Source organism: Halobacterium noricense (assembly GCF_021233435.1).
Classification (GTDB): domain Archaea; phylum Halobacteriota; class Halobacteria; order Halobacteriales; family Halobacteriaceae; genus Halobacterium; species Halobacterium noricense.
In genome coordinates this window covers 2,669,547-2,687,870 of sequence record NZ_CP089468.1, presented here as the reverse complement: position 1 = coordinate 2,687,870, position 18,324 = coordinate 2,669,547, and the positions used below count along the sequence as shown (strand labels likewise).

Below are 18,324 nucleotides of genomic sequence, written 5' to 3'. Positions count from 1 at the left end.
ACCTCAAGCCCCGGCGACGACCCGCATAAAGGTTGGCAACCGGAAGACCACGCGCCAACAGTTTCTGCTCAAACGAGCGCGGCGGCCGCCAGCGCGAGCGCGACGCCGGTCGCCAGCCAGTCGCGGCCCCGGTACGCGAGCGGCGGTGGCGTGGCGTTCCACGCGAAACACCGCGCGCGGAGCGCGACCGACAGCCGGCTCGCACGGTCGAGTGCACGAGCGAGCCCGCCCACGGCGACGAGGCGGATGCGTTCGCGGAGCGGTCGCTCGCTCCCGAGGCGCGCGTTCACGGCGTCCCGCCGGCCCGCCAAATCCGACTGGAGCACGGGAAGAAAGCGGAAGACGAGCGCGACGCCGACGCCCGCGACCGCGCCGATGCGCCCCGGCAGCAGCCACCGCACGGCCGCCCGCGAGCCCCGCGTCGGGGTGCTGTAGACGTACGCGGCCGCGACGAGCAGTACGAGCACGACGCGGTAGGACGCCAGCGCCGCGGCCGCGGCCGCTTCGGGGCGAATCCACGGCGGCCCGAGCGTGAGTGCTGCGACGACGGGGCCGGCCACGAGGAACGGGAGCGCAACCCGGAACTCGCGGAGCGCGGCCAGCGGGGAGGCGTCGGCGAGGTACGGCGCGACGACTGCCAGCGGCGTCAACAGCGCGAGACCGACTGGGGTGGTGTGTGCGAACGCGACCAGCGCGAACGCGGCCTGCAGCGCGAGTTTCGCGCGCGGGTCGAGGGCGTGCAGCACGCCGTCGCCGGGCCGGTACGCGAGCGTCACGGCAGGCGCACCCCGAGGTCGGGGAGGCGTTCACGGACGCGCTCGGGCGGGCCGTCGGCCGCAATCTCGCCGTCCGCGAGCGCGACGACGCGGTCCGCAAATTCCCAGACGTCGCGGAGGTCGTGGGTGACGACGACGAGGCTCGTCTCGGCGTCGTGGAGCGCGCGCAGGCGGTCGAGGACAGACTGGCGCGCGGGCCAGTCCAGGCCCGTGAACGGTTCGTCGAGGACGAGGTGGTCGGGGCGCATCGCGAGCGCGCCGGCGATGGCGACGCGGGCCTGCTCGCCGCCCGAGAGTTCGTCGATGCGCTCGTCGGCGCGGCCCGCGAGTTCGACCGCGTGAAGGGCCTCAGTGACGCGGTCGTCGATTTCCTCGCGGGGGAGGCCGAGGTTCTCCGGGCCAAACGCGACGTCGGCGCCGACGGTCGCGCCGACGAAGCCGTCGCGTGGGTCCTGGAAGACCATGCCCACGCTCGCGCGCGCCGCCACGAGGTCGTCGTGGACGGGCGTGCCGTTCACGCGGACCTCCCCCTCGTCGGGTTCGAGCAGGCCGTTGAGGTGGCGGACCAGCGTCGTCTTCCCGGAGCCGTTCGCGCCCGCGAGCACGACGCACTCGCCGTCCGCGACGTCGAGGTTGACGCCGTCGAGGGCGGCGGCGTCGCCGTAGCGGTGCGTGAGGTCGTCGACGGCGAGCATCAGGCGGCGCCGAGATCTTCGGTGCGCGTGATGCCGACCGCAGCCGCGATTTTGAACGCCTCCGCGGGGACGAACGCGACGGCGGCGACGAGGAACGCGCGGTAGAGGCCGACGTTCTGGACGACGGCGTAGCCGAGCGTGCCGCCCGCGTAGACGACGACGGTGCCCGCGAGCATCGCGGCGATGAGTCGCGGGACCGAGACGTCCCGGGGTTTCGAGAGCCCGCTCGTGCCGTGAGCGAGCAGGCCGACCAGCGCGGCCGCGACCGGGTACGACCAGAGGTAGCCGCCGTAGGGGCCCAGTAGTGCGCCGAGGCCCGCGCTGCCGCCCGCGAAGGCGGGTGCGCCGACCGCGCCCGCCGCGAGGTACAGCGCCAGCGAGAGGCCGCCCCAGACGGGGCCGAGGTAGATGCCCGCGAGGAACACGCCCAGCACCTGCAGCGTGACCGGGGCCGGGGAGACGGGGTTCGGGAACGATACGTACGCGAACGCGCCCGCGAGCGCCGCGAAGACGGCGGCGCGGGCGACACGTTCGACGATTTCGTCGCCGACGAGGTCGACGGAGTCGGATTCGACGCTCACGGACCGACCACTCTCGTCAACCGGTTTCAATTCTCTGGTTTACGGGGCTAGCGTGGTAAGCCAACAGACATATAGCGGCGCACTCCGCTAGGGTGTCACTATTACATGGACGAGAAGACCGAGGAACTCCGGGACATCTTCGTCGACGTCGCCGACGGCGACACTGTCACCGAATCCCAGGAGGAGACCCACGGGTCGCTCGCCTCCGAGGCCGACGTCGAAGCCCGGCTCCGCGAGACGGTCGCGGAGATGCGCGAGGACCTCGACTTCGAGACGTCGCTGTCCGTCGACGAACTCACGACGCTCGTCGAGCGCTTCTACGACGAGGACGGTGACGCCGACATCGCGGACGAACTCGGCGCTCGGAAGACGACGGAGTCGTCTTCCGCAGCCCATCAGAACACGGAGTGTTCTGAGGACGTCGACGAGCAGACCGTAATCGATGCCCGCCTCGACCTCCACCTGCTCCGCGAGGCCGACACCGACGCCCCCCTCGACCGCGTGCGCGACGCCGACGAGTCCGTCGAGGACCTCGCAGACGAACTCGGCGTTCGGAAGACGACGGAGTCGTCTTCCGCAGCCCATCAGAACACGGAGTGTCCTGAGGACGTCGACGTGGGGACTATCCGGCACTACCAGCGCGTCGTCGAGACCCGCGAGGAACGCCGGCGGCTCAACGACCGCTACCGCGCGGAATTCGAGAACGCGCTCCAGGACCGCGAGCTCTCCGAGCGGCTCACCAGCTCCGTCCACGAGGACGGCCTCGAAGGCGCGACGGAAGGCCAGGAGACGAACATCGACATCTAAGCGCCGGGCGGCTGTGCGTGCCGGCGGTTTTATGCCTGTTTCTCCCGACAGCACGAACGAATGAGCGACGGTGCCCCCTCCGACGAGGCGTCCAGCGCGGAGCTCGCCGAGGACGTGCTCGAACGGCTGTTCCGTGACAGTTGGACGAACGCCGTGCTCGCGTGGCTGCTGGTCGCCGTGCTCGCGCTCGTGTTCGCCGACAGCGTCCTCGACTTCGACCGGCAGTGGATGGTCTTCGTCGCCGCCGCCGGCGCTATCGTCCTCGTGCCGGCGGTCGCCTTCCGCGAGTGGCGCGTCATGCTCCCGTGGGAACTGCTCGTGCTCGCACTGCTCCCGATTCTCGTGCGCGGGCTGTTCGGCGGCACCGTCGGCACGTTCGCGACGTACTTCGCGCTCGCCGCGCTCGCGCTCGTCGTCGTCGTCGAACTCCACCTGTTCACCGCGCTGGAGGTCACGCACTGGTTCGCCGTCGTGCTCGTCGTGTTGACGACGCTCGCCTCCGGTGCCGCGTGGGCGGTCGTCCGCTGGAACTTCGACCAGTTCCTCGGCACCTCCTACCTCACGGACAACTACGCGCTGATGATGGAGTTCGTCTGGGTCACGCTCGCCGGGTTCGCGGCGGGCGTCCTCTTCGACGCGTACTTCCGGCGACGCGACCGCTGGCTGCGCCGCGCGCTCTCCCGGGTGGTGCCGGTATGACGTTACTCCCACGGCCCGCGCCCGCGACCCAGAGCGCCATCACGCGCACGATGCAGGTCGTGCTCGCCGCGCTCGTCGTCTACGGCTTCCTCCGCGGCAACTCCAAGGCCGTCGTCAACGGCTCGATAACGCTGCTCATCACGTTCGTTCCCGCGCTCCTGGAGCGTCGCTACGACCTCCCGCTGGACCCGTGGCTCGCGCTCTGGCTCACCGCCGCCGTCTTCCTCCACGTGCTCGGCTCCTCGGGGCTGTACGTCCACATCCCGTGGTGGGACCACGTCACGCACGCGCTGTCGGCGTCGCTGGTCGCGGGCGCGGGCTACACGGTCGCGCGCGCCATCGACCTCCACCACGAGGACATCACCATCCCGTCACGCATCGCGTTCGTCTACCTCTTCGTCGTCGTGTTGTCGTTCGGCGTCGTCTGGGAGCTGTTCGAGTTCGGCCTCGACGTCGCCGCCCAGGAGACCGGGCTGACGATGCCGCTCGCCCAGCACGGCCTCGACGACACGGTGAAGGACTTCATGTACAACTCGCTCGGCGCGCTCATCGTCGGCGTGTTCGGCCAGGCCCACCTCGTCGGCGTCGCCGAGACCGTCGAGAACTGGTGGCTCTCCCGGTAGCGAACGTTCAAATACGGGGACGGGACCATCCCGTGGCGTGTCCGACGACGACCGCTCGAATTCTGTTGCGTTCAGCGACCTCGCGCGCGCCGCGTACTGCCCGCGCCAGCTCTACTACGCGCGTCGCGACGACCGCAGCCCGCCGGCCGAGCACAACCACGCCCGCGACCTCGCCGGCCAGTACGACGCGCTGGCGGTCGCCTCCGAGGCTGCGCTCGCGACCTACGACCTCGCCGTCGAACCCCCCGAGTTCCGGTCGAACCTCCGCGCCAGCCTCGACCGCCACCCCCGCGTCGCCGATCCCGCGGAAACTGCCGTGTTCGTCCGCGGGAAGGACGCACACGGACGTATGGGAAAAGTTCACACTGGCCCGCTGGCGGTGTCGGTGGTCACGCCCGGGAGCCCACCCGAAGCGGGGGTGTGGGAGCCCCAATCGGTGCGCGCGGTCGCCGCCGCGAAAGCGCTCGCGTGGCGGGAGCACCAGTCGGTCGAGCGCGCGTACGTCGAGTACGCTCGCCACGGCGTCGTCCGCGAACTCACGCTGACGACCCGGCGGAAAGCCGCCTATCGGCGCGCACTCCGTACCGTCCGCGCGCTCGACGGTCCGCCGCCGCGGCTCCACGACGGCGCGAAGTGCGGCGCGTGCGAGTACAGCGACGAGTGCGGCACGAAGACCCGGACACTCGGGTCGCTGCTGTCGCTCGGGGACGACTGAGCGCGAGCGGTCGCGCTACGCGTGCTCGGCGAGCCAGTCCCGGACGGCGTCGGCGTTCGCGCCCTCGCGGAGAATCTCGGCGCGTTCGACGTCCACGACCGTGCTCCCGGTCCCGCCCGGGGTCTCGCCGGCGTTCAGTACGGCGTCGACGTGCTCCCGGAACGCGGGGTCGAGGTCGGCGGGGTTCGTGACGCTCGGTTCGCCGGAGACGTTCGCGCTCGTCGCCGTAATTGGCGCGACGCGGTCGAGGAGCGCGAGCGCGACGTCGTGGTCGGGGACGCGGACGCCGACCTTCACGCGGCCGCCCGTGAGGACGTTCGGCACGCTGTCGCGCTTCTCGCAGACGAGCGTCACGGGTCCGGGGAGGAACGCGTCGGCGAACGCGCGCTCGGTGTCGCTCATTCGGACGTGCTCGCGGGCGCTGCTCGCGTCCGGGAACGCCGCGGAGAGCGGCTTGTCGTGGTCTCGGCTCTTCGCCTCGAAGACGGCCTCGACGGCAGCCGCGTCGAGGGCGTCCGCGCCGAGACCGTACACCGTCTCCGTCGGGTAGACGACGAGGCCGCCCTCCCGGATGGCGTCGGCGGCCGCGTCGAGGTCCGCGTCGCTGACAGTCATACCCGGGTGGTCGGTCGCCGCGCGAAAAAGCGTTACAGTCTCGGTCTACAGGCCGGCGAGCGCGTCCTCGACCGCGTCGTACTCCGGGAAGTTCGGCCACTCCTCGGCGACCCACGCGTACTCGACGGTGCCGTCGGCGGCGACGAGGAACACCGCGGGCCGGGGTTCGCTGACGCCCGCCATCCCGTCGAGGTCGTGGCTGATGCCGTACTGCTCGGCGACGCCGTTCTGCGGGTCGCTGAACAGCCCCGCGAAGTCCTGGATGTCGCGCTCCTCGATGGTGGTCTTGTGCTCGTACGGCGACGAGATGGAGACGCCCGCAATCTGGACGCCGTACTCCGCGACGCCGCGCTCGCGGAGTTCGTTCCAGATGTACGTCGTCGGGAACGCGCCGTCCACCGGCGTGAACACCAGGAGGACGGGACCCTCGTTCAGGAGGTCCGACAGCGCGACGTCTTCCCAGTACTCGTCGTTCACGAGCGGCCGCGTGAAGTCGGGCGCCTCGTCGCCCTCCTCGACGTGGTCGGTCTCGGGGAGGTCGACGACCTCGAAGTCGAGTTCCATCAGTCGTCACCCCCGTAGGTGGCGTCGAGGTACTCCACGATGTTCGCGCTCTCGGCCATCGCTACACCCGTCTCGTCGTCGATGATGGCGGGAACCGTGCGCGCGCCGACGATGCGCTTGACGGCGTCGCGGTCGGAGTGCATCGGCTCGACGAACCGGGAGTGGTAGTCGATGCCGAGTTCGTCCAGTTTGCGGACGACGCGCTCGCAGAACGGGCACGCCTGCAGGCGGTACAGCGTCACGTGGGCGTCGCTGTGCTCGGGTCGCGGCGGTGCGGTTCGCGCGCTCATGTGCGCCTCTTCGCTCGAAACCCGGGTAAACGCTTCGCCCGCGGCGGCCTCCGCGGGTGTAGTGAGTAAACTCTTAACCCGCGCGCTAAAAAGGGAGGCTGGAATGGGTACTTCGTCGCTCCCGCTGGCAGTGTCCCTGTTTGGGGTCGAGCTCACGCAGGACGTCATCGCCATCATCGGCGCCGTCGCGATGGTCGTTCTGATGGGGCTGTCGGCGTTCTTCTCGTCGTCGGAGCTGGCGATGTTCTCGCTGGCGCGCCACCGCATCGAAGCGCTCCAGGAGGACGGCCGGCCCGGCGCGAACCTCGTCGCGGAGCTCAAGAGCGACCCGCACCGGCTGCTCATCACGATTCTCGTCGGCAACAACCTCGTGAACATCGCGATGTCCTCCATCGCGACCGGCCTGCTGGGCTTCTACCTCTCGCAGGGCCAAGCCGTGCTCGCGGCGACGTTCGGCGTCACCGCGCTCGTCCTGCTGTTCGGGGAGAGCGCGCCGAAGTCCTACGCCGTCGAGAACACGGAGTCGTGGGCGCTCACCATCGCCGGCCCCCTGAAGTGGTCCGAGCGCTTGCTCTACCCGCTGGTCGTCCTCTTCGACCACCTGACGCGGTGGGTCAATCAGGTGACCGGCGGCCGCGCCGCCATCGAGACGAGCTACGTCACGCGCTCCGAGATTCAGGACATGATCAAGACCGGGGAGCGCGAGGGCGTCATCGAGGAGGACGAGCGGGAGATGCTCCAGCGCATCTTCCGGTTCAACAACACCATCGCGAAGGAAGTGATGACGCCGCGCCTGGACATGAACGCCGTCCCGAAGGACGCCACCATCGAGGAGGCGATTCAGACGTGCACGCAGGCCGGCCACGAGCGCATCCCGGTCTACGAGGGCGCACTCGACAACATCATCGGCGTCGTCAGCCTCGAAGACCTCGTCCGCGAGTACCTCTACGGGGAGAGCGAGGGCATCGAACTCGAGGACCTCATCGAGCCGACGCTGCACGTCCCCGAGTCGAAGAACGTCGACGACCTGCTCCGGGAGATGCAGGACGAGCGCGTCCAGTTAGTCATCGTCATCGACGAGTTCGGCACCACCGAGGGCCTGCTGACCGCCGAGGACATCACCGAGGAAATCGTCGGCGAAATCCTGGAGGGCGAGGAGGAACTCCCCCTCAACTTCGTCGACGACGACACCGTCCGCGTGCGCGGCGAGGTGAACATCGAGGAGGTCAACGGCGCCCTCGACATCGACCTGCCGGAGGGCGAGGAGTTCGAGACCATCGCGGGGTTCATCTTCAATCGCGCCGGCCGGCTGGTCGAGGAGGACGAGACGTTCCGCTTCGAGGACGTCGAACTCACCGCCGAGCGCGTGGAGAACACCCGCATCATGAAAGCTCGCGTGCGTCGGCTCCCCGAGGAGGAAGCCACCGACGAGACCGAACACGAGTCCCTCGAAGACGACGATATGCACGAAGCGTAGCCGCCCACTCCTTCTACAGAATCGCGTCAATCGCGAGGAAGCCGCCGTAGCCGACGCCGAGCGCGAGCGCCAGCGACGCCACCCACGCCAGCACCGTGAACAGCATCTTGCGCTTGCTGACGCCGCCGCCGGTCGAGGCGGCGTAGCCGGAGCCGACGATGGCGCTGACGATGATTTCGTTGAACGAGACGGGGATGCCGAAGAAGACGGCGGTCTGGGCGATGGCGAAGCTCGGGATGAGCGCGGCAATCGAGCGCCGCGGCCCCAGCGAGGAGTAGTCCTGGCTGATGGCCTTGATCATGCGCGGCGCGCCCGTCCACGACCCGACGAGAAGGCCGATGCCGCCGCCGACGAGCACGTGCGTTAGGGGGACCTCGCCGCCGACCAACGGGAGCAGCGGCCCGACCGCGAGCCCGACCTGACTGCCGCCCGCGGAGAACGCGACGAGCCCGCCGAGCGCGAGCAGGAAGTGTCGCTGGCCGCGCTCCGGGTCGCCCTTGAGGTCCTGGTAGAGCACGCCCGCGACGCCGAGCGCGCACAGCAGCGTGACGCTCGCGTGGACGCCGAGTTCGAACTGGCCGGCGCTGACCGCGGCCGCGCGGGCCAGCGACTGACTCGTGCCGGACGGCCCGAGGAAGACGAACTGGACGTTCGCGAGAATGGCGCCGACGACCGCGCCGAGCACGGGCACCGTGAGCGTGTCGCGGTCGATGCTACGGAGGCCGCGCGCGGTCACGTACGCGATGCCGCCGCCGACGAACGGCACGAGCACCCACAGCGTCGTAATCTGCTGGTACTTCGCCCACGCCGGCCCAGCGCCCATCGCCAGCCCGGTGCCGACGACCGCGCCCGTCACCGTGAACGCGGTCGCTATCGGGTAGCCGGTGAACACGCCGACGGCGACCAGCGTCGCGGCGATGATGAGCGCGGTCGTGGCGGCCAGCGGCGACAGGTTCGCGCCGACGAGTAGTTCGCTGCCGACCGCCTCGGAGACGTTCGCGCCCTGGAAGACCGCACCGGCGAACCCGAGGATGCCGACGACGAACCCGGCGCGCATCACGGTGATGGCGTTCGCGCCGACCGCGGGCGCGAACGGCGTCGACCCCGACGAGCCGGCACCGATGGCCCACGCCATAAACAGGCTCGCTACCGCCGCGATCACGAGTACCGCGAGTCCGGCTCCAGCCATTACGCCCGTTCTCCGTACGGCCCACCTAAGAGATTACCGACCTGTCGGGCTGCCGGGCGGTTGCTCAGTTCGTCGTGGACTTCGTGTCCGCGTCGTCGCCGTTCTGCTCGGGCGGCTCGACGCCCTCGACGGCCTCCGCGGTCTCGGTCTCGCGCTCGGTGTCGACGTGCCAGCGGTCGATGTCCTCGAACGATTCGAGGTGGTCGCGGACCCCGTCCTTGATGTCGTCGTCGTTGACGTTCACCTCGAAGACGAACTCCTCCTGGCTGCGGATGCGCTGGATGTTCGCGCTCACGAGGTCGTTGTCGAAGTAGTAGGGCGCGACTTGGGTCATCACGCGTTGGTAGACGACGTTCTCGACCTTCCGGAGGGCTTGCCGGCCGGCGGTGTCCGCCGCGCGCTTCACGTGGCCCAGCGAGTCCTGCCACTTCTCGACGGCAGTGTCGGGTTCGCCTTCTTCGAGTTCCTCGTAGGACTCGGTGAGGCGCTCGCCCGCCGTCTGGAGTTCCTCGTCGGGTGAACGGCCTTCCTTCTCGCCTTCGCTCTCGCCGACGCTGGCCTGCTCGGCGGTCTTCTCGCTGACCTCCTCCTCGATGCGCTCGTGTGACTTCGGCCGCCAGTCGTTCCACTCCTCGAAGGCGTCCGGGTACTGCTCGTGGGCGTCGGCCTCGCGCAGCGCCTGTGTCACGCGCTCCCCGTGCTCGACGACGTCTCCCCACGTGCCGCGTTCCTTGAACCCGGCGACGCTCTCCTCCATCGTTGACACCCCTACGACGCCCCCCAATAACATCTTGTCGCATCGTGTGCACGCACCACATCCGGCGCGCGAGCGATAGCGGGTTTTAAGCGGATTCGGGGACCGTCGTTACGTATGCCTATCGAGGACCGCGGCGACGCGAACGTGCTCACGCACGCGCTGGCGAAAGACACCCTCTCGCGGCTCCGCGACGTCGAGACCGAGCAGGTGGAGTTCCGCAAGGGCCTCGTGAAGCTCGGCCGGATCTGCGGGTACGAGATCATCGACGGCGCGATGGAGACGGAGTTCGTCGCCATCGAGAGCCCACTCACCGAGACGACCGGCGAGCGCGTGAAGGGCCTCGACGACGTCGTCATCATCAACGTCCTACGCGCGGCGACGCCGTTCGTCGAGGGTCTGCTGAAGGCGTTCCCGCGCGCCAAACAGGGCGTCATCAGCGCGGGCCGCGACGAGGAAGCCGGCATGAACGAGGCCGGCGAGTTCCCCATCACTATCGACTACGTGAAACTCCCCGAAATCAAGCCCGAGGACACGGTCATCGTCGCGGACCCGATGCTCGCGACGGGCTCGACGATGTGCACGGTGCTCGACCACGTCACCGAAGTCGCGCCCGACGACGTCGAGGACCTGTTCGTGCTGTCCGCGGTGAGCGCGCCCGACGGCCTGCTCCGCGTCGGCGAACAGTTTCCGGAGACGGACCTGCTGACGGTCGCCATCGACAACCACCTCGACGACGACGGCTTCATCGTTCCCGGCCTCGGGGACGCCGGCGACCGCGCGTTCCGCACGACCTGATTCGGGGCGCGCGCCCGAAGCGGGCGTTGCGGGCGCTCGCGGTGCCGAACGTATAAGACGCCGCCCGTTCTGTTCGTGGCCATGAGCGAGGACACGGAGCCGTGTGACTGGTGCGGGGAGTCGGTGGCGGACCCGCTCTCGCGGACCGCCCGGGTGACCGTCGACCGCTCGCAAATCGACAGCCAGCGGCTCTGCCCGGAGTGTTTCGCGAACTGGATCGACCGCTACGACGCGGAGATGCGCCCCAAAGAACCCGAACCCGAGACGACGGTGTCGGAAGCCGACGACGACACCGACATCATCGTCGACTAACCCCGCACTGCGACCCCTTCGTTTCACCTCCCGAACCTCCCGTAGTCACGTGATTTTGCGGTTCCCTGCGCGCTCCCGAAGCCGACCCCCGAACTGCTCTATAGCCGTCCCGAGCGCTCCCGACTACTCGCGCTCGTCGTCAGCGCCGTTTTCCTCCGCGGTCTCGTCGCCAGCCGTGAGCCCGTCGTTCCGGGGCCGGTCGAGCGCGCGGTCGGCGTCGCTGTGCTCGGTGTAGCCGTCGAACCACCGGACGATGCGCTCGATTCGGTCGACGACGTGCCCGGGTTCGCCCGAGCGCGAGAGTTCGTGGCCTTCGCGGGGGTAGCGTACGAGCCGCGTGTCCACGTCGTGCTTCTTCAGCGAGAGGTAGAACAGTTCGGCGGTGTTGGCGGGCGTGCGGTAGTCCTGCTCGGAGTGCAGCAGGAGCGTGGGCGTGTCCACGTACTCGACGTACGCGGCCGGCGACTGGTCCCAGAGGAACTCGGGGTCGCTCCACGGTACCGCGCGGAAGTCGCCTTCGACGAGCTTGTAGGCGTTCGTGGAGCCGTAGAACCCCGTGAGGTCGTAGACGCCGCGCTGGGCGACCGCGCCCGCGAAGAAGTCCGTGTGGCCGACGATCCAGCCGGTCATGAACCCGCCGAAGCTCCCGCCCGTGACGAACGCCGCCTCCTCGTCGACGTACTCGCGCTCCGCGACCTCGCGGGCACCCGCCATCACGTCCTGCATCGTCACGTCGCCCCAGTTGCGCTCGATGCTGGTCATGAATTCCTTGCCGTAGCCAGTGGAGCCGCGGGGGTTGCACCAGAAGACGACGTAGCCGCGCGCGGCCAGCGTCTGGAACTCGTGCCACATCGACCCCGTCGTCGACCACATCCGGTGGGGGCCGCCGTGAATCTCCACGGCGAGCGGGTACTCCTCGTCGGGCGAGTAGTCGGGCGGCGTCAGCACCCACCCCTGAATCTCGGTGTTCCCGGATTCGAAGCGCACCTCCTCGGGTTCGCGGACCGCGCGCTCGTCGAGGTAGTCGGCGTTCACGCGCGTCAGTTTGACCTCCTCGGCACCGCCCGGCGTCGCCGCCACCACGTCCCCGGGATGGTCCCACTCCGACTGCACGACGCCGACGGCATCACGGGAGACGGAGAACCCGTGGACGTGGCGGTCGCCGCCAAGTACGACCTCGGCTGCCCCCGTCTTCGGGTCGAGTCGGCGCAGCACGTAGCCGCCCTCCTCGGGCGTGCAGACGTAGAGGTGGTCGCCGGCCGGCCCCCACTCGGGCGCGTGGCTCGCGTTCCACAGTTCGAGGTCGCGGTCGAGGCCCCCGGTCGGCTTCGAGACCTCGCCGACCTCTCTGGTGAACACCTCGACTTCCGTCTGGACGAGCGTCGGTTCGTCGGCGGGCGTCGTCGTGTACGCGATGCGGTCGTGCGGCCGGGACGAATCCACGGCCAGCGTCGGCCCCCAGCCCTCCACGACGGTGACCGTCTCCGTCTCGCCGTCCTCGGGGTCGTAGGCCTCGACTTCCCACCGGAGTTCGTCGTCGCTCCCGTACCGAATCGGGTAGTAGAGGTCGTCGCCCCACGCCGGCCGGAGGCAGTCGACGTCGCCGCTCGTGACGCGCTCGACCTCGCCCGCGTCGACGTCGGCGGTGTAGACGTGCGAGCGCGCGCCGTCCGCGTACGACTCGTTCGACCGGTAGACGTGGCGGTCGATGACTCTAGGGTCGGGGTCATCGCGCTCGTACTCCTCAGCCACTTCGAGGTCGTGCCCGGCCTCGACTTCCTCCGGACGCACCGACTGCAGGAAGGCGATGTGGTCACCGTCGGGACCCCACGCGATACCGGAGACGCCGCCCACCACGTCCGTCACCCGCTCGGCCTCGCCGCCGTCAGTCGGGACGACCCACAACTGCGGTCGCTCGTCGTGGGCGAGGCCGGCTTCACCGGCCTCGTCGTTCCGTGGGCGGCTTTGCCGCCCACGCGCACCGCGCGTGGACACGAACGCGATGCGGTCCCCGGACGGACTCCACGCCGGCTCGGAGTCCATCCCCTCTTCGACGGTGAAGCGCTGCGGCTCGCCACCATCGGTCGGGGCGACGTACACCGTCGCCTCGTACTCGGTCTCGGATACCGGGGTCTGCTGAACGTACGCCACGCGCTCCCCATCCGGCGATACCGCTGGGTGGGAGAGCCGCGAGAACTCGAAGTAGTCGCTGGCCTCGACGCGATTCATGTCGGCACCCATTCTCGGCGCGCGCATAGGCGTTTGGCTCCCCGAAGTCTTCCGGCTACTTGACGGCCGCCCGCCCGCTGGTCGCGCTCTGGATGCGTTCGCGGAGGTCGCCGGCGTCCTCGCTGGCGACGGTCACGTCGAAGGCCACCGTCTCGCCGTAGTCGGCGTCGAAGTCGCAGTCCGCGCTCTCCAGAATCCCCCGCACGGTGCCCGAGTCGTCGTACTCGACGGTGACGGTGAACCGTTCCTGTGGGCGCTGCTCGACGACGCCGGCGGCCTCGATGGCTTCCTTCGAGGCCCGCGAGTACGCTCGCGCGAGCCCGCCGACGCCGAGGTTCGTGCCGCCGTAGTACCGCGTCACGACGACCACCGCGTTCTCGACGTCTTGCTGCTGGAGGACGTTCAGCGCGGGTTTCCCGGCGGAGCCCGTCGGCTCGCCGTCGTCGGACTGGTACTCGCGGAGCATGTACCCATCTCCCGGCCCGCCGCGGGACCGTCCGGTCCCGCGTGCTCCCGACTCGCTTCGCTCGTCGGGAACGCCGGACTCCACACGCACCCGGTAGGCAGGCACGTTGTGCGTGGCGTCGGCGTGCTCGCGCTCGACGGACTCGACGAACGCTTCCGCGTCCTCGACGGTGGGGGCGGGCGTGGCGTAGCCGACGAACTCCGAACCCTGCACCTCGAAGTCGGCCTCGCCGCGGCCCGCGAGCGTCCGGTACGCGTCAGTCACGTGCTCGTCTCGGGGAGCGAGCACGTTCCCGTTTGCGGTTGCGCGTGGGGCGTCTGCCGGGCGACGCACGGTCGCGTGTCACCCGGAGTACGGGGCAGCGCCGCGCTCCCAAAGGGTTATGCGTACGCTCGCGCAACAGAACGTCGATGGCCGCGCTGACGACGCTGGAACTCATTTACGTGCTCTTCAGCATCGCGCTCTCCCTCTCGGGACTGGCGATGGTGGCGATAGCCGCCAACGCCTACCTCCAGACCGAGCGCCGGGAGATGCTGTTGCTCTCGCTTGGTTTCTCCATCATCGTCGCGGCCGCAATCGCCACCACGGTGTCGGCGTTCTCTCAGGACTTCCGGAACGCCATCGTCCTCCTGACGGTCAACTACGCGCTCACGACCATCGGCTACCTCTTCGTCATCGCGAGCGTCGTCGGCGACCGCTAGGAGAGCTCGACCGACCGCACGAACGGCTTGTTCATCAGTTCAGTCAACACGTCACCGGGCAGGTCCTCGTCCGTGACGAGGTAGAGCCGCGGCTCGTCCGTGAATTCGGGGTCCTCGCTAATCGTCTGCCGGATGCTGATGCCGTGCTCGGCGAGCAGCCCCGTCACTTCGGCGACGATGCCGGGCTCGTCGGCGTCCTGCACCTCGACGGTGACGACGGTCAAGTCGAGGACGGGCGCGAGGTCCATCAGGCTCGGAATCTGGCTGATGTTCTGGAAGATGCGGCGGAGTTCGTCGTCCTCGAGGATGGCCTCTGTCGTCGAGTCCACGACCCGGCGGTCGACGCCCGCAGCCTCGGCGACCTGCGTGTACGGAATCTCGATGTCGCCGGAGACCACGCGGCCGTCGTCGTTCACGGAGAACCCCCGTTCGAGCAGCAGCCGGATGACGGCCTGCTGGCCGGGGCTCCCCGCGAACTTCTGCATGATGGACTGAAACCCATCAGGCAAATCAAGACTCACCTCCATTCATACTCGATACCAATCCTCCTACGCTATTGAATCTCGGGATGCAGTCATTTCACCACAAACTACCTTCACTAAACACTATCTCAACACGAAAGAAAGGATAAACGGCGAATCTGGTACCACATAGTATATACTTTATAAGCAAATCGTCGTACCAGAAAACCAGATAAATGAGTGATAACGGAATACAGTACCCGACCGACAATCTACCCACCAGACTCAAGGACCACCGATACAAGTTACTACACTAACACGAGCGCCATGCTCGATGTATTCTTCGCATTCCTCGTAGTTAGCATACTATTCATGCTTGCAGCAGGCGTCAGCTCAAAGCACACTGGCGAATGCTACGCAGCATCCGTCGCTACCTTTCTCCTCGCCTGCCTCTGGCTGTTCCTACTCTAACTCAATCCCGTCTCCTCGATGAACAAAAACCTAATATTCCCGTAAAACCCCACTACACCCCCCATACACACAATTAGAGACAGAGAGAACATTCCAGAACACGGGGGAGGGCATCAGCCAATAGAGAAATACACGAAAAATATCAGGAAATTAAACCACAATAAACGGAATAGAATTACAACTGTAACGCCATCGAGCGGGTGGCAACCATCAAACCACACAGGAAGTAGTCTACTTTCTTGCAAGCCGAGTGTGTAGTGCATATGCGTACGAGTAACACCAACACGAAAATTATACCCAATAATAATTGAGAAGTATAGGCGTCACAACACCAGCTCACGCCGAGTTATAACACCGACACGGGTCACTTACGAGCACCAACACCGATCATAGGAGGAACTTCTCAGGGGCGACCTTGCTATGCGTATGCACGGGCGCGTGCGAAAGCCCCGAATCCAGTCACGGCGGCATGATCTAACCACGTCCTCGAAGTGAGGACAGGAAGGATGGCAACCCGCCATCGAGTACCCCCAACGTATCACCACCCACCTCCGATATACTATAATGAACAATCATTATAGGTTCGTCATATTATCAGCGTATACGCACGCACGTAGGCCCGCTCGCGAAAAATGACTGGGTTGGTATTAACAGCACAGTGACTAACAAGTATACAATAGCACATTAACCACCGCAGTATACCCCAATTTTTGAGTATCCACCGGGCCGCGCGCAACGCGTTACGCCGCAAGAGCGGCGGGAAATACTCCCTGCGGCCTTCCCCGTTCCACGTTAATTGATCCTGCCTCCCTGTTTAGGATGAATGCCTCTACTCATCACACTCTTTCTGCCCCTCAAATGGGGTCTTAGAGGATTATATTATTTCCATAGGGTAGAACCATCGTGTAGGCTCAGTAAGACGGCTGTAACAGATATATGGGCTCTGTGATGCAAATCTAGTTCACGGATGGTTGTGGTTGGATAAGCACCAAGAATGGAATTATGAGTCAGCTTTCTTGATCTCCTCTACTCGAATATACTCGAATCAGGGTGTTTAGCAAACCTAACGCTTTAGCTGCTGCTATTAGTGCTGCTGTGTCTGTCTTCATTTCTGACCAGCGCACCTTATCGCTGTCTTGGTGCGCGTATCATTATTGGCGGGTGATACCCTTGAATCACCCAGCGGTTCTCGCGTGCGCGCCCGAACGGATGGCTGTACTAGTACTAGGGTTGAATCCGTCTTTTAAGTAGGGCTCAACGGAGCCTAATTAATATATTTCATACTATTTCACTACAATAATTGTGTGTTCTGCACGCGTGCGTTCACAGCCGACAGGATTTATCCGCCAGTAACACGAACAACAGACTGTCGCACTACGAGACGTCGAGGACTCGCACATTTCGGGATCACGGCATCACACCCGTGACGACCGACAACAGATGACCATCAACATCAACGGCGAAAGCTACGACATCGACCGTGAGGACCTCGTACTACTCGTAGAGCGTGACAACCCCGCTGGATGGATAGCAAAGAAGTTACTGAACGCCGATGCGGAGAGGCCCCGTCCCTCGACAACCGAAACGCAGGAGGCGTCGGCGTAGCCAGTTACAATTCGTCCAGTAGTTCGGGGTTTTCCTTCAACAGCCGCCGTAGTTTGTCAACTGCTTCCTCCTCCTCGTCGTCCTCAGCCTCGCCTTTGCCTTCATACAGTGAATCCTCGACGTCGTCTTGCACGCTCTTAGCGTCCGCAGTATAGGCTTGCCCACATTTCGGACACGCCTTTGCCCCGTCAGGTAGCGGATAATCACAGACAGTACAAGCAGCTGGAACGACGGGGTCATCCTCGTCGGGTTCCCGCAGGTCCGTTGCTATCTCTGCATCCTCAATATAATCATCCATGGTCAGATGCGAATACGTCGTCTCCATTACCGACGAATCCGCTCCATGGCCAATCAAGCCCTTCACGGCGTCCTTGTCTAAATCCCAGTTCTTCACTGCATTCGTCACGAAGAAATGACGGTAGTTGTGGGCGTTAGACGGCTTATCGACGCCTGCCTTCTCGTGAATCTTATCAAGATGATACCGAATCCCTGACTCGCTCATCATCTCCCCGTAGTCGTCGGTCGCGGACAACGTCGTGGCCGTGAACAGATATGCGTCCTCGAAGTCGTCCCGATCCCTGCATGGGTGATAGTCAAGCCAATCACGGACAGGACCACGAGCACCTAACAACGGACGCTTTCGACTGTCTTCGTCCGCCCCCTTCAAGCCGTCACTGTACTCCTTATTCAAATAGAATACCCCGTTATCGACGTCCATATCCCCGACTTTCAACGTGCGAATAGCCGTTAATCGCTGCCCCGTATTCAACAGCATCTCCAGTATCGCTCGATTACGTGGGTTATCGGTTGCATCACGCAACGCCTGGACGTCCTCACTGTCGAATACGTCTTGTTCATCTACGCTCGTGTCCTCAGGCGCATACATCTCGATGTCATCGGCATCGACATCCACGCTATCAGTCGCGTTGATGAACGTCCGTAACGCCGTCTGATAGGTCCTCACAGTATTATGGGTGATGCCTTCATCCTTCACCGAATCCGCTTCACCCGTCTCGAACTTCCTCAAGAGGATACTCAATCCATCAGCATCATGGTCGACTAATAGAGCATCGGCTTCAGTCGATAACCGCCGTAGCCGATCCGTGTAATTCCGCAACGTCAAACTGGATTTAGAATCCTCAAGACTCGGCAGCTCCTCTAACGGCACCCCAAGCAGTTCGTCGTACTTGTAAATCGTCCCATCCCCAACGTCAGATTCAACATACGTCTCGTCGTCGAATCCAGCACACATCCTGACTACCGCTCGATAGTCATCCTCGTGGACGTCTCCATCCTCGTAAGCGTCCTTCAACCTCCCGAGCGACGTCCCAAAGCGATGGCGTGGCGTCTGATTGCTCATACACTCCCTGTCTAAGCCGAGTTACTTCAATCTTGATTCCCACAGGCTTATTCAGTCCATCTGCAGATATCCTCGAACATACGACGACGCAGGCGGCGGGCCGGCAAAACGGTGTGGGTGCGCGGCGCTCGGCAGG

Annotated in this window: 21 protein-coding genes; 9 read left to right on the top strand and 12 right to left on the bottom strand. The window is 65.8% G+C overall.

Going from position 1 to position 18,324, the window contains the following annotated elements; genetic code table 11:
- Window positions 1-68 precede the first annotated feature (68 nt).
- From LT974_RS14415 to LT974_RS14405, 3 genes are read right to left on the bottom strand one after another with little or no spacing between them, the layout of a single operon-like run.
- Complete coding sequence (locus LT974_RS14415; protein ID WP_232588321.1) at window positions 69-776, bottom strand: energy-coupling factor transporter transmembrane component T family protein; 708 nt, start codon at window positions 774-776, stop codon at window positions 69-71.
- Window positions 773-1,471, bottom strand: coding sequence for an energy-coupling factor ABC transporter ATP-binding protein (locus LT974_RS14410; RefSeq protein ID WP_232588320.1), 699 nt, complete (start codon window positions 1,469-1,471; stop codon window positions 773-775). Before LT974_RS14410 ends, LT974_RS14415 begins: the two co-directional genes overlap by 4 nt.
- On the bottom strand, window positions 1,471-2,052 hold the full coding sequence (locus tag LT974_RS14405) for a biotin transporter BioY (RefSeq protein ID WP_232588319.1): 582 nt from the start codon (window positions 2,050-2,052) through the stop codon (window positions 1,471-1,473). The genes LT974_RS14410 and LT974_RS14405 overlap by 1 nt, the downstream gene beginning before the upstream one ends.
- Before the next feature lie 105 nt (window positions 2,053-2,157).
- Between LT974_RS14405 and LT974_RS14400 the strand changes: the two genes are divergently transcribed.
- The 4 genes from LT974_RS14400 to LT974_RS14385 are packed head-to-tail and all read left to right on the top strand — an operon-like array spanning window position 2,158 to window position 4,896.
- Window positions 2,158-2,859, top strand: coding sequence for a conditioned medium-induced protein 4 (locus LT974_RS14400; protein WP_232588318.1), 702 nt, complete (start codon window positions 2,158-2,160; stop codon window positions 2,857-2,859).
- A 60-nt stretch (window positions 2,860-2,919) separates the two neighbouring features.
- Window positions 2,920-3,558 carry a hypothetical protein gene (locus LT974_RS14395; protein WP_232588317.1) on the top strand — a complete coding sequence of 213 codons (639 nt, stop codon included), beginning with the start codon at window positions 2,920-2,922 and terminating at the stop codon, window positions 3,556-3,558.
- Window positions 3,555-4,181 carry a hypothetical protein gene (locus tag LT974_RS14390; protein WP_232588316.1) on the top strand — a complete coding sequence of 209 codons (627 nt, stop codon included), beginning with the start codon at window positions 3,555-3,557 and terminating at the stop codon, window positions 4,179-4,181. Before LT974_RS14395 ends, LT974_RS14390 begins: the two co-directional genes overlap by 4 nt.
- 37 nt (window positions 4,182-4,218) lie before the next feature.
- On the top strand, window positions 4,219-4,896 hold the full coding sequence (locus LT974_RS14385) for a CRISPR-associated protein Cas4 (RefSeq protein WP_232588315.1): 678 nt from the start codon (window positions 4,219-4,221) through the stop codon (window positions 4,894-4,896).
- 15 nt (window positions 4,897-4,911) lie between these two features.
- Here LT974_RS14385 and LT974_RS14380 read toward each other — a convergent pair whose 3' ends face one another.
- Genes LT974_RS14380 through LT974_RS14370 form a run of 3 tightly spaced genes read right to left on the bottom strand, consistent with a single transcriptional unit; the run spans window position 4,912 to window position 6,365 of the window.
- Complete coding sequence (locus LT974_RS14380; RefSeq protein ID WP_232588314.1) at window positions 4,912-5,511, bottom strand: L-threonylcarbamoyladenylate synthase; 600 nt, start codon at window positions 5,509-5,511, stop codon at window positions 4,912-4,914.
- 45 nt (window positions 5,512-5,556) lie between these two features.
- Window positions 5,557-6,075 (bottom strand): redoxin domain-containing protein, encoded by a 519-nt coding sequence (locus tag LT974_RS14375; RefSeq protein ID WP_232588313.1) that lies wholly within the window; start codon window positions 6,073-6,075, stop codon window positions 5,557-5,559.
- Window positions 6,075-6,365, bottom strand: a complete 291-nt coding sequence (locus LT974_RS14370) for a glutaredoxin family protein (RefSeq protein WP_232588312.1) — start codon at window positions 6,363-6,365, stop codon at window positions 6,075-6,077. The genes LT974_RS14375 and LT974_RS14370 overlap by 1 nt, the downstream gene beginning before the upstream one ends.
- A 103-nt stretch (window positions 6,366-6,468) precedes the next feature.
- Here LT974_RS14370 and LT974_RS14365 point away from each other — a divergent pair, with 103 nt between their 5' ends.
- Window positions 6,469-7,842, top strand: a complete 1,374-nt coding sequence (locus LT974_RS14365) for a hemolysin family protein (RefSeq protein WP_232588311.1) — start codon at window positions 6,469-6,471, stop codon at window positions 7,840-7,842.
- Window positions 7,843-7,855: 13 nt separating this feature from the next.
- On the opposite strand, the gene LT974_RS14360 is transcribed toward LT974_RS14365, so the two are convergent.
- Entirely contained in the window at window positions 7,856-9,031 is a 1,176-nt protein-coding gene (locus LT974_RS14360) for an inorganic phosphate transporter (RefSeq protein ID WP_232588310.1), read from the bottom strand.
- Between the two features lie 64 nt (window positions 9,032-9,095).
- A complete protein-coding gene (locus LT974_RS14355) occupies window positions 9,096-9,788 on the bottom strand; it encodes a DUF5828 family protein (protein ID WP_232588309.1) in 693 nt (230 codons plus the stop codon).
- 114 nt (window positions 9,789-9,902) lie between these two features.
- On the opposite strand from LT974_RS14355, the gene upp reads away from it, so the two are divergent.
- Window positions 9,903-10,583: a uracil phosphoribosyltransferase gene (gene upp, locus LT974_RS14350; protein WP_232588308.1), complete on the top strand. Its 681-nt coding sequence runs from the start codon at window positions 9,903-9,905 to the stop codon at window positions 10,581-10,583.
- A 75-nt stretch (window positions 10,584-10,658) separates the two neighbouring features.
- Window positions 10,659-10,895: a DUF7569 family protein gene (locus LT974_RS14345; RefSeq protein WP_408611688.1), complete on the top strand. Its 237-nt coding sequence runs from the start codon at window positions 10,659-10,661 to the stop codon at window positions 10,893-10,895.
- Window positions 10,896-11,018: 123 nt separating this feature from the next.
- Here LT974_RS14345 and LT974_RS14340 read toward each other — a convergent pair whose 3' ends face one another.
- Both LT974_RS14340 and LT974_RS14335 read right to left on the bottom strand, forming a co-directional pair.
- Window positions 11,019-13,124: a S9 family peptidase gene (locus LT974_RS14340; protein ID WP_232588306.1), complete on the bottom strand. Its 2,106-nt coding sequence runs from the start codon at window positions 13,122-13,124 to the stop codon at window positions 11,019-11,021.
- A 55-nt stretch (window positions 13,125-13,179) separates the two neighbouring features.
- Entirely contained in the window at window positions 13,180-13,854 is a 675-nt protein-coding gene (locus LT974_RS14335) for an IMPACT family protein (protein ID WP_232588305.1), read from the bottom strand.
- Window positions 13,855-14,000: 146 nt separating this feature from the next.
- Here LT974_RS14335 and LT974_RS14330 point away from each other — a divergent pair, with 146 nt between their 5' ends.
- Window positions 14,001-14,291, top strand: coding sequence for a hypothetical protein (locus LT974_RS14330; protein WP_232588304.1), 291 nt, complete (start codon window positions 14,001-14,003; stop codon window positions 14,289-14,291).
- Here LT974_RS14330 and LT974_RS14325 read toward each other — a convergent pair.
- Window positions 14,288-14,818 (bottom strand): ACT domain-containing protein, encoded by a 531-nt coding sequence (locus LT974_RS14325; protein ID WP_232588303.1) that lies wholly within the window; start codon window positions 14,816-14,818, stop codon window positions 14,288-14,290. The genes LT974_RS14330 and LT974_RS14325 overlap by 4 nt on opposite strands.
- 1,845 nt (window positions 14,819-16,663) lie before the next feature.
- On the opposite strand from LT974_RS14325, the gene LT974_RS14320 reads away from it, so the two are divergent.
- Window positions 16,664-16,828 (top strand): hypothetical protein, encoded by a 165-nt coding sequence (locus tag LT974_RS14320; protein WP_232588302.1) that lies wholly within the window; start codon window positions 16,664-16,666, stop codon window positions 16,826-16,828.
- A gap of 4 nt (window positions 16,829-16,832) precedes the next feature.
- Here LT974_RS14320 and LT974_RS14315 read toward each other — a convergent pair whose 3' ends face one another.
- Window positions 16,833-18,188, bottom strand: coding sequence for a tyrosine-type recombinase/integrase (locus LT974_RS14315; protein ID WP_232588301.1), 1,356 nt, complete (start codon window positions 18,186-18,188; stop codon window positions 16,833-16,835).
- Between the last annotated feature and the right edge of the window lie 136 nt (window positions 18,189-18,324).

Excerpts from the sequence above, each read along its gene's own strand:
- LT974_RS14360 (WP_232588310.1), bottom strand. The coding sequence starts at position 9,031 with ATGGCTGGAGCCGGACTCGCGGTACTCGTGATCGCGGCGGTAGCGAGC.
- upp (WP_232588308.1), top strand. The coding sequence starts at position 9,903 with ATGCCTATCGAGGACCGCGGCGACGCGAACGTGCTCACGCACGCGCTG.
- LT974_RS14400 (WP_232588318.1), top strand. The coding sequence starts at position 2,158 with ATGGACGAGAAGACCGAGGAACTCCGGGACATCTTCGTCGACGTCGCC.
- LT974_RS14410 (WP_232588320.1), bottom strand. The coding sequence starts at position 1,471 with ATGCTCGCCGTCGACGACCTCACGCACCGCTACGGCGACGCCGCCGCC.
- LT974_RS14390 (WP_232588316.1), top strand. The coding sequence starts at position 3,555 with ATGACGTTACTCCCACGGCCCGCGCCCGCGACCCAGAGCGCCATCACG.
- LT974_RS14330 (WP_232588304.1), top strand. The coding sequence starts at position 14,001 with ATGGCCGCGCTGACGACGCTGGAACTCATTTACGTGCTCTTCAGCATC.
- LT974_RS14355 (WP_232588309.1), bottom strand. The coding sequence starts at position 9,788 with ATGGAGGAGAGCGTCGCCGGGTTCAAGGAACGCGGCACGTGGGGAGAC.
- LT974_RS14395 (WP_232588317.1), top strand. The coding sequence starts at position 2,920 with ATGAGCGACGGTGCCCCCTCCGACGAGGCGTCCAGCGCGGAGCTCGCC.
- LT974_RS14325 (WP_232588303.1), bottom strand. The coding sequence starts at position 14,818 with ATGGAGGTGAGTCTTGATTTGCCTGATGGGTTTCAGTCCATCATGCAG.
- LT974_RS14380 (WP_232588314.1), bottom strand. The coding sequence starts at position 5,511 with ATGACTGTCAGCGACGCGGACCTCGACGCGGCCGCCGACGCCATCCGG.
- LT974_RS14340 (WP_232588306.1), bottom strand. The coding sequence starts at position 13,124 with ATGAATCGCGTCGAGGCCAGCGACTACTTCGAGTTCTCGCGGCTCTCC.
- LT974_RS14315 (WP_232588301.1), bottom strand. The coding sequence starts at position 18,188 with ATGAGCAATCAGACGCCACGCCATCGCTTTGGGACGTCGCTCGGGAGG.
- LT974_RS14365 (WP_232588311.1), top strand. The coding sequence starts at position 6,469 with ATGGGTACTTCGTCGCTCCCGCTGGCAGTGTCCCTGTTTGGGGTCGAG.
- LT974_RS14370 (WP_232588312.1), bottom strand. The coding sequence starts at position 6,365 with ATGAGCGCGCGAACCGCACCGCCGCGACCCGAGCACAGCGACGCCCAC.
- LT974_RS14375 (WP_232588313.1), bottom strand. The coding sequence starts at position 6,075 with ATGGAACTCGACTTCGAGGTCGTCGACCTCCCCGAGACCGACCACGTC.
- LT974_RS14320 (WP_232588302.1), top strand. The coding sequence starts at position 16,664 with ATGACCATCAACATCAACGGCGAAAGCTACGACATCGACCGTGAGGAC.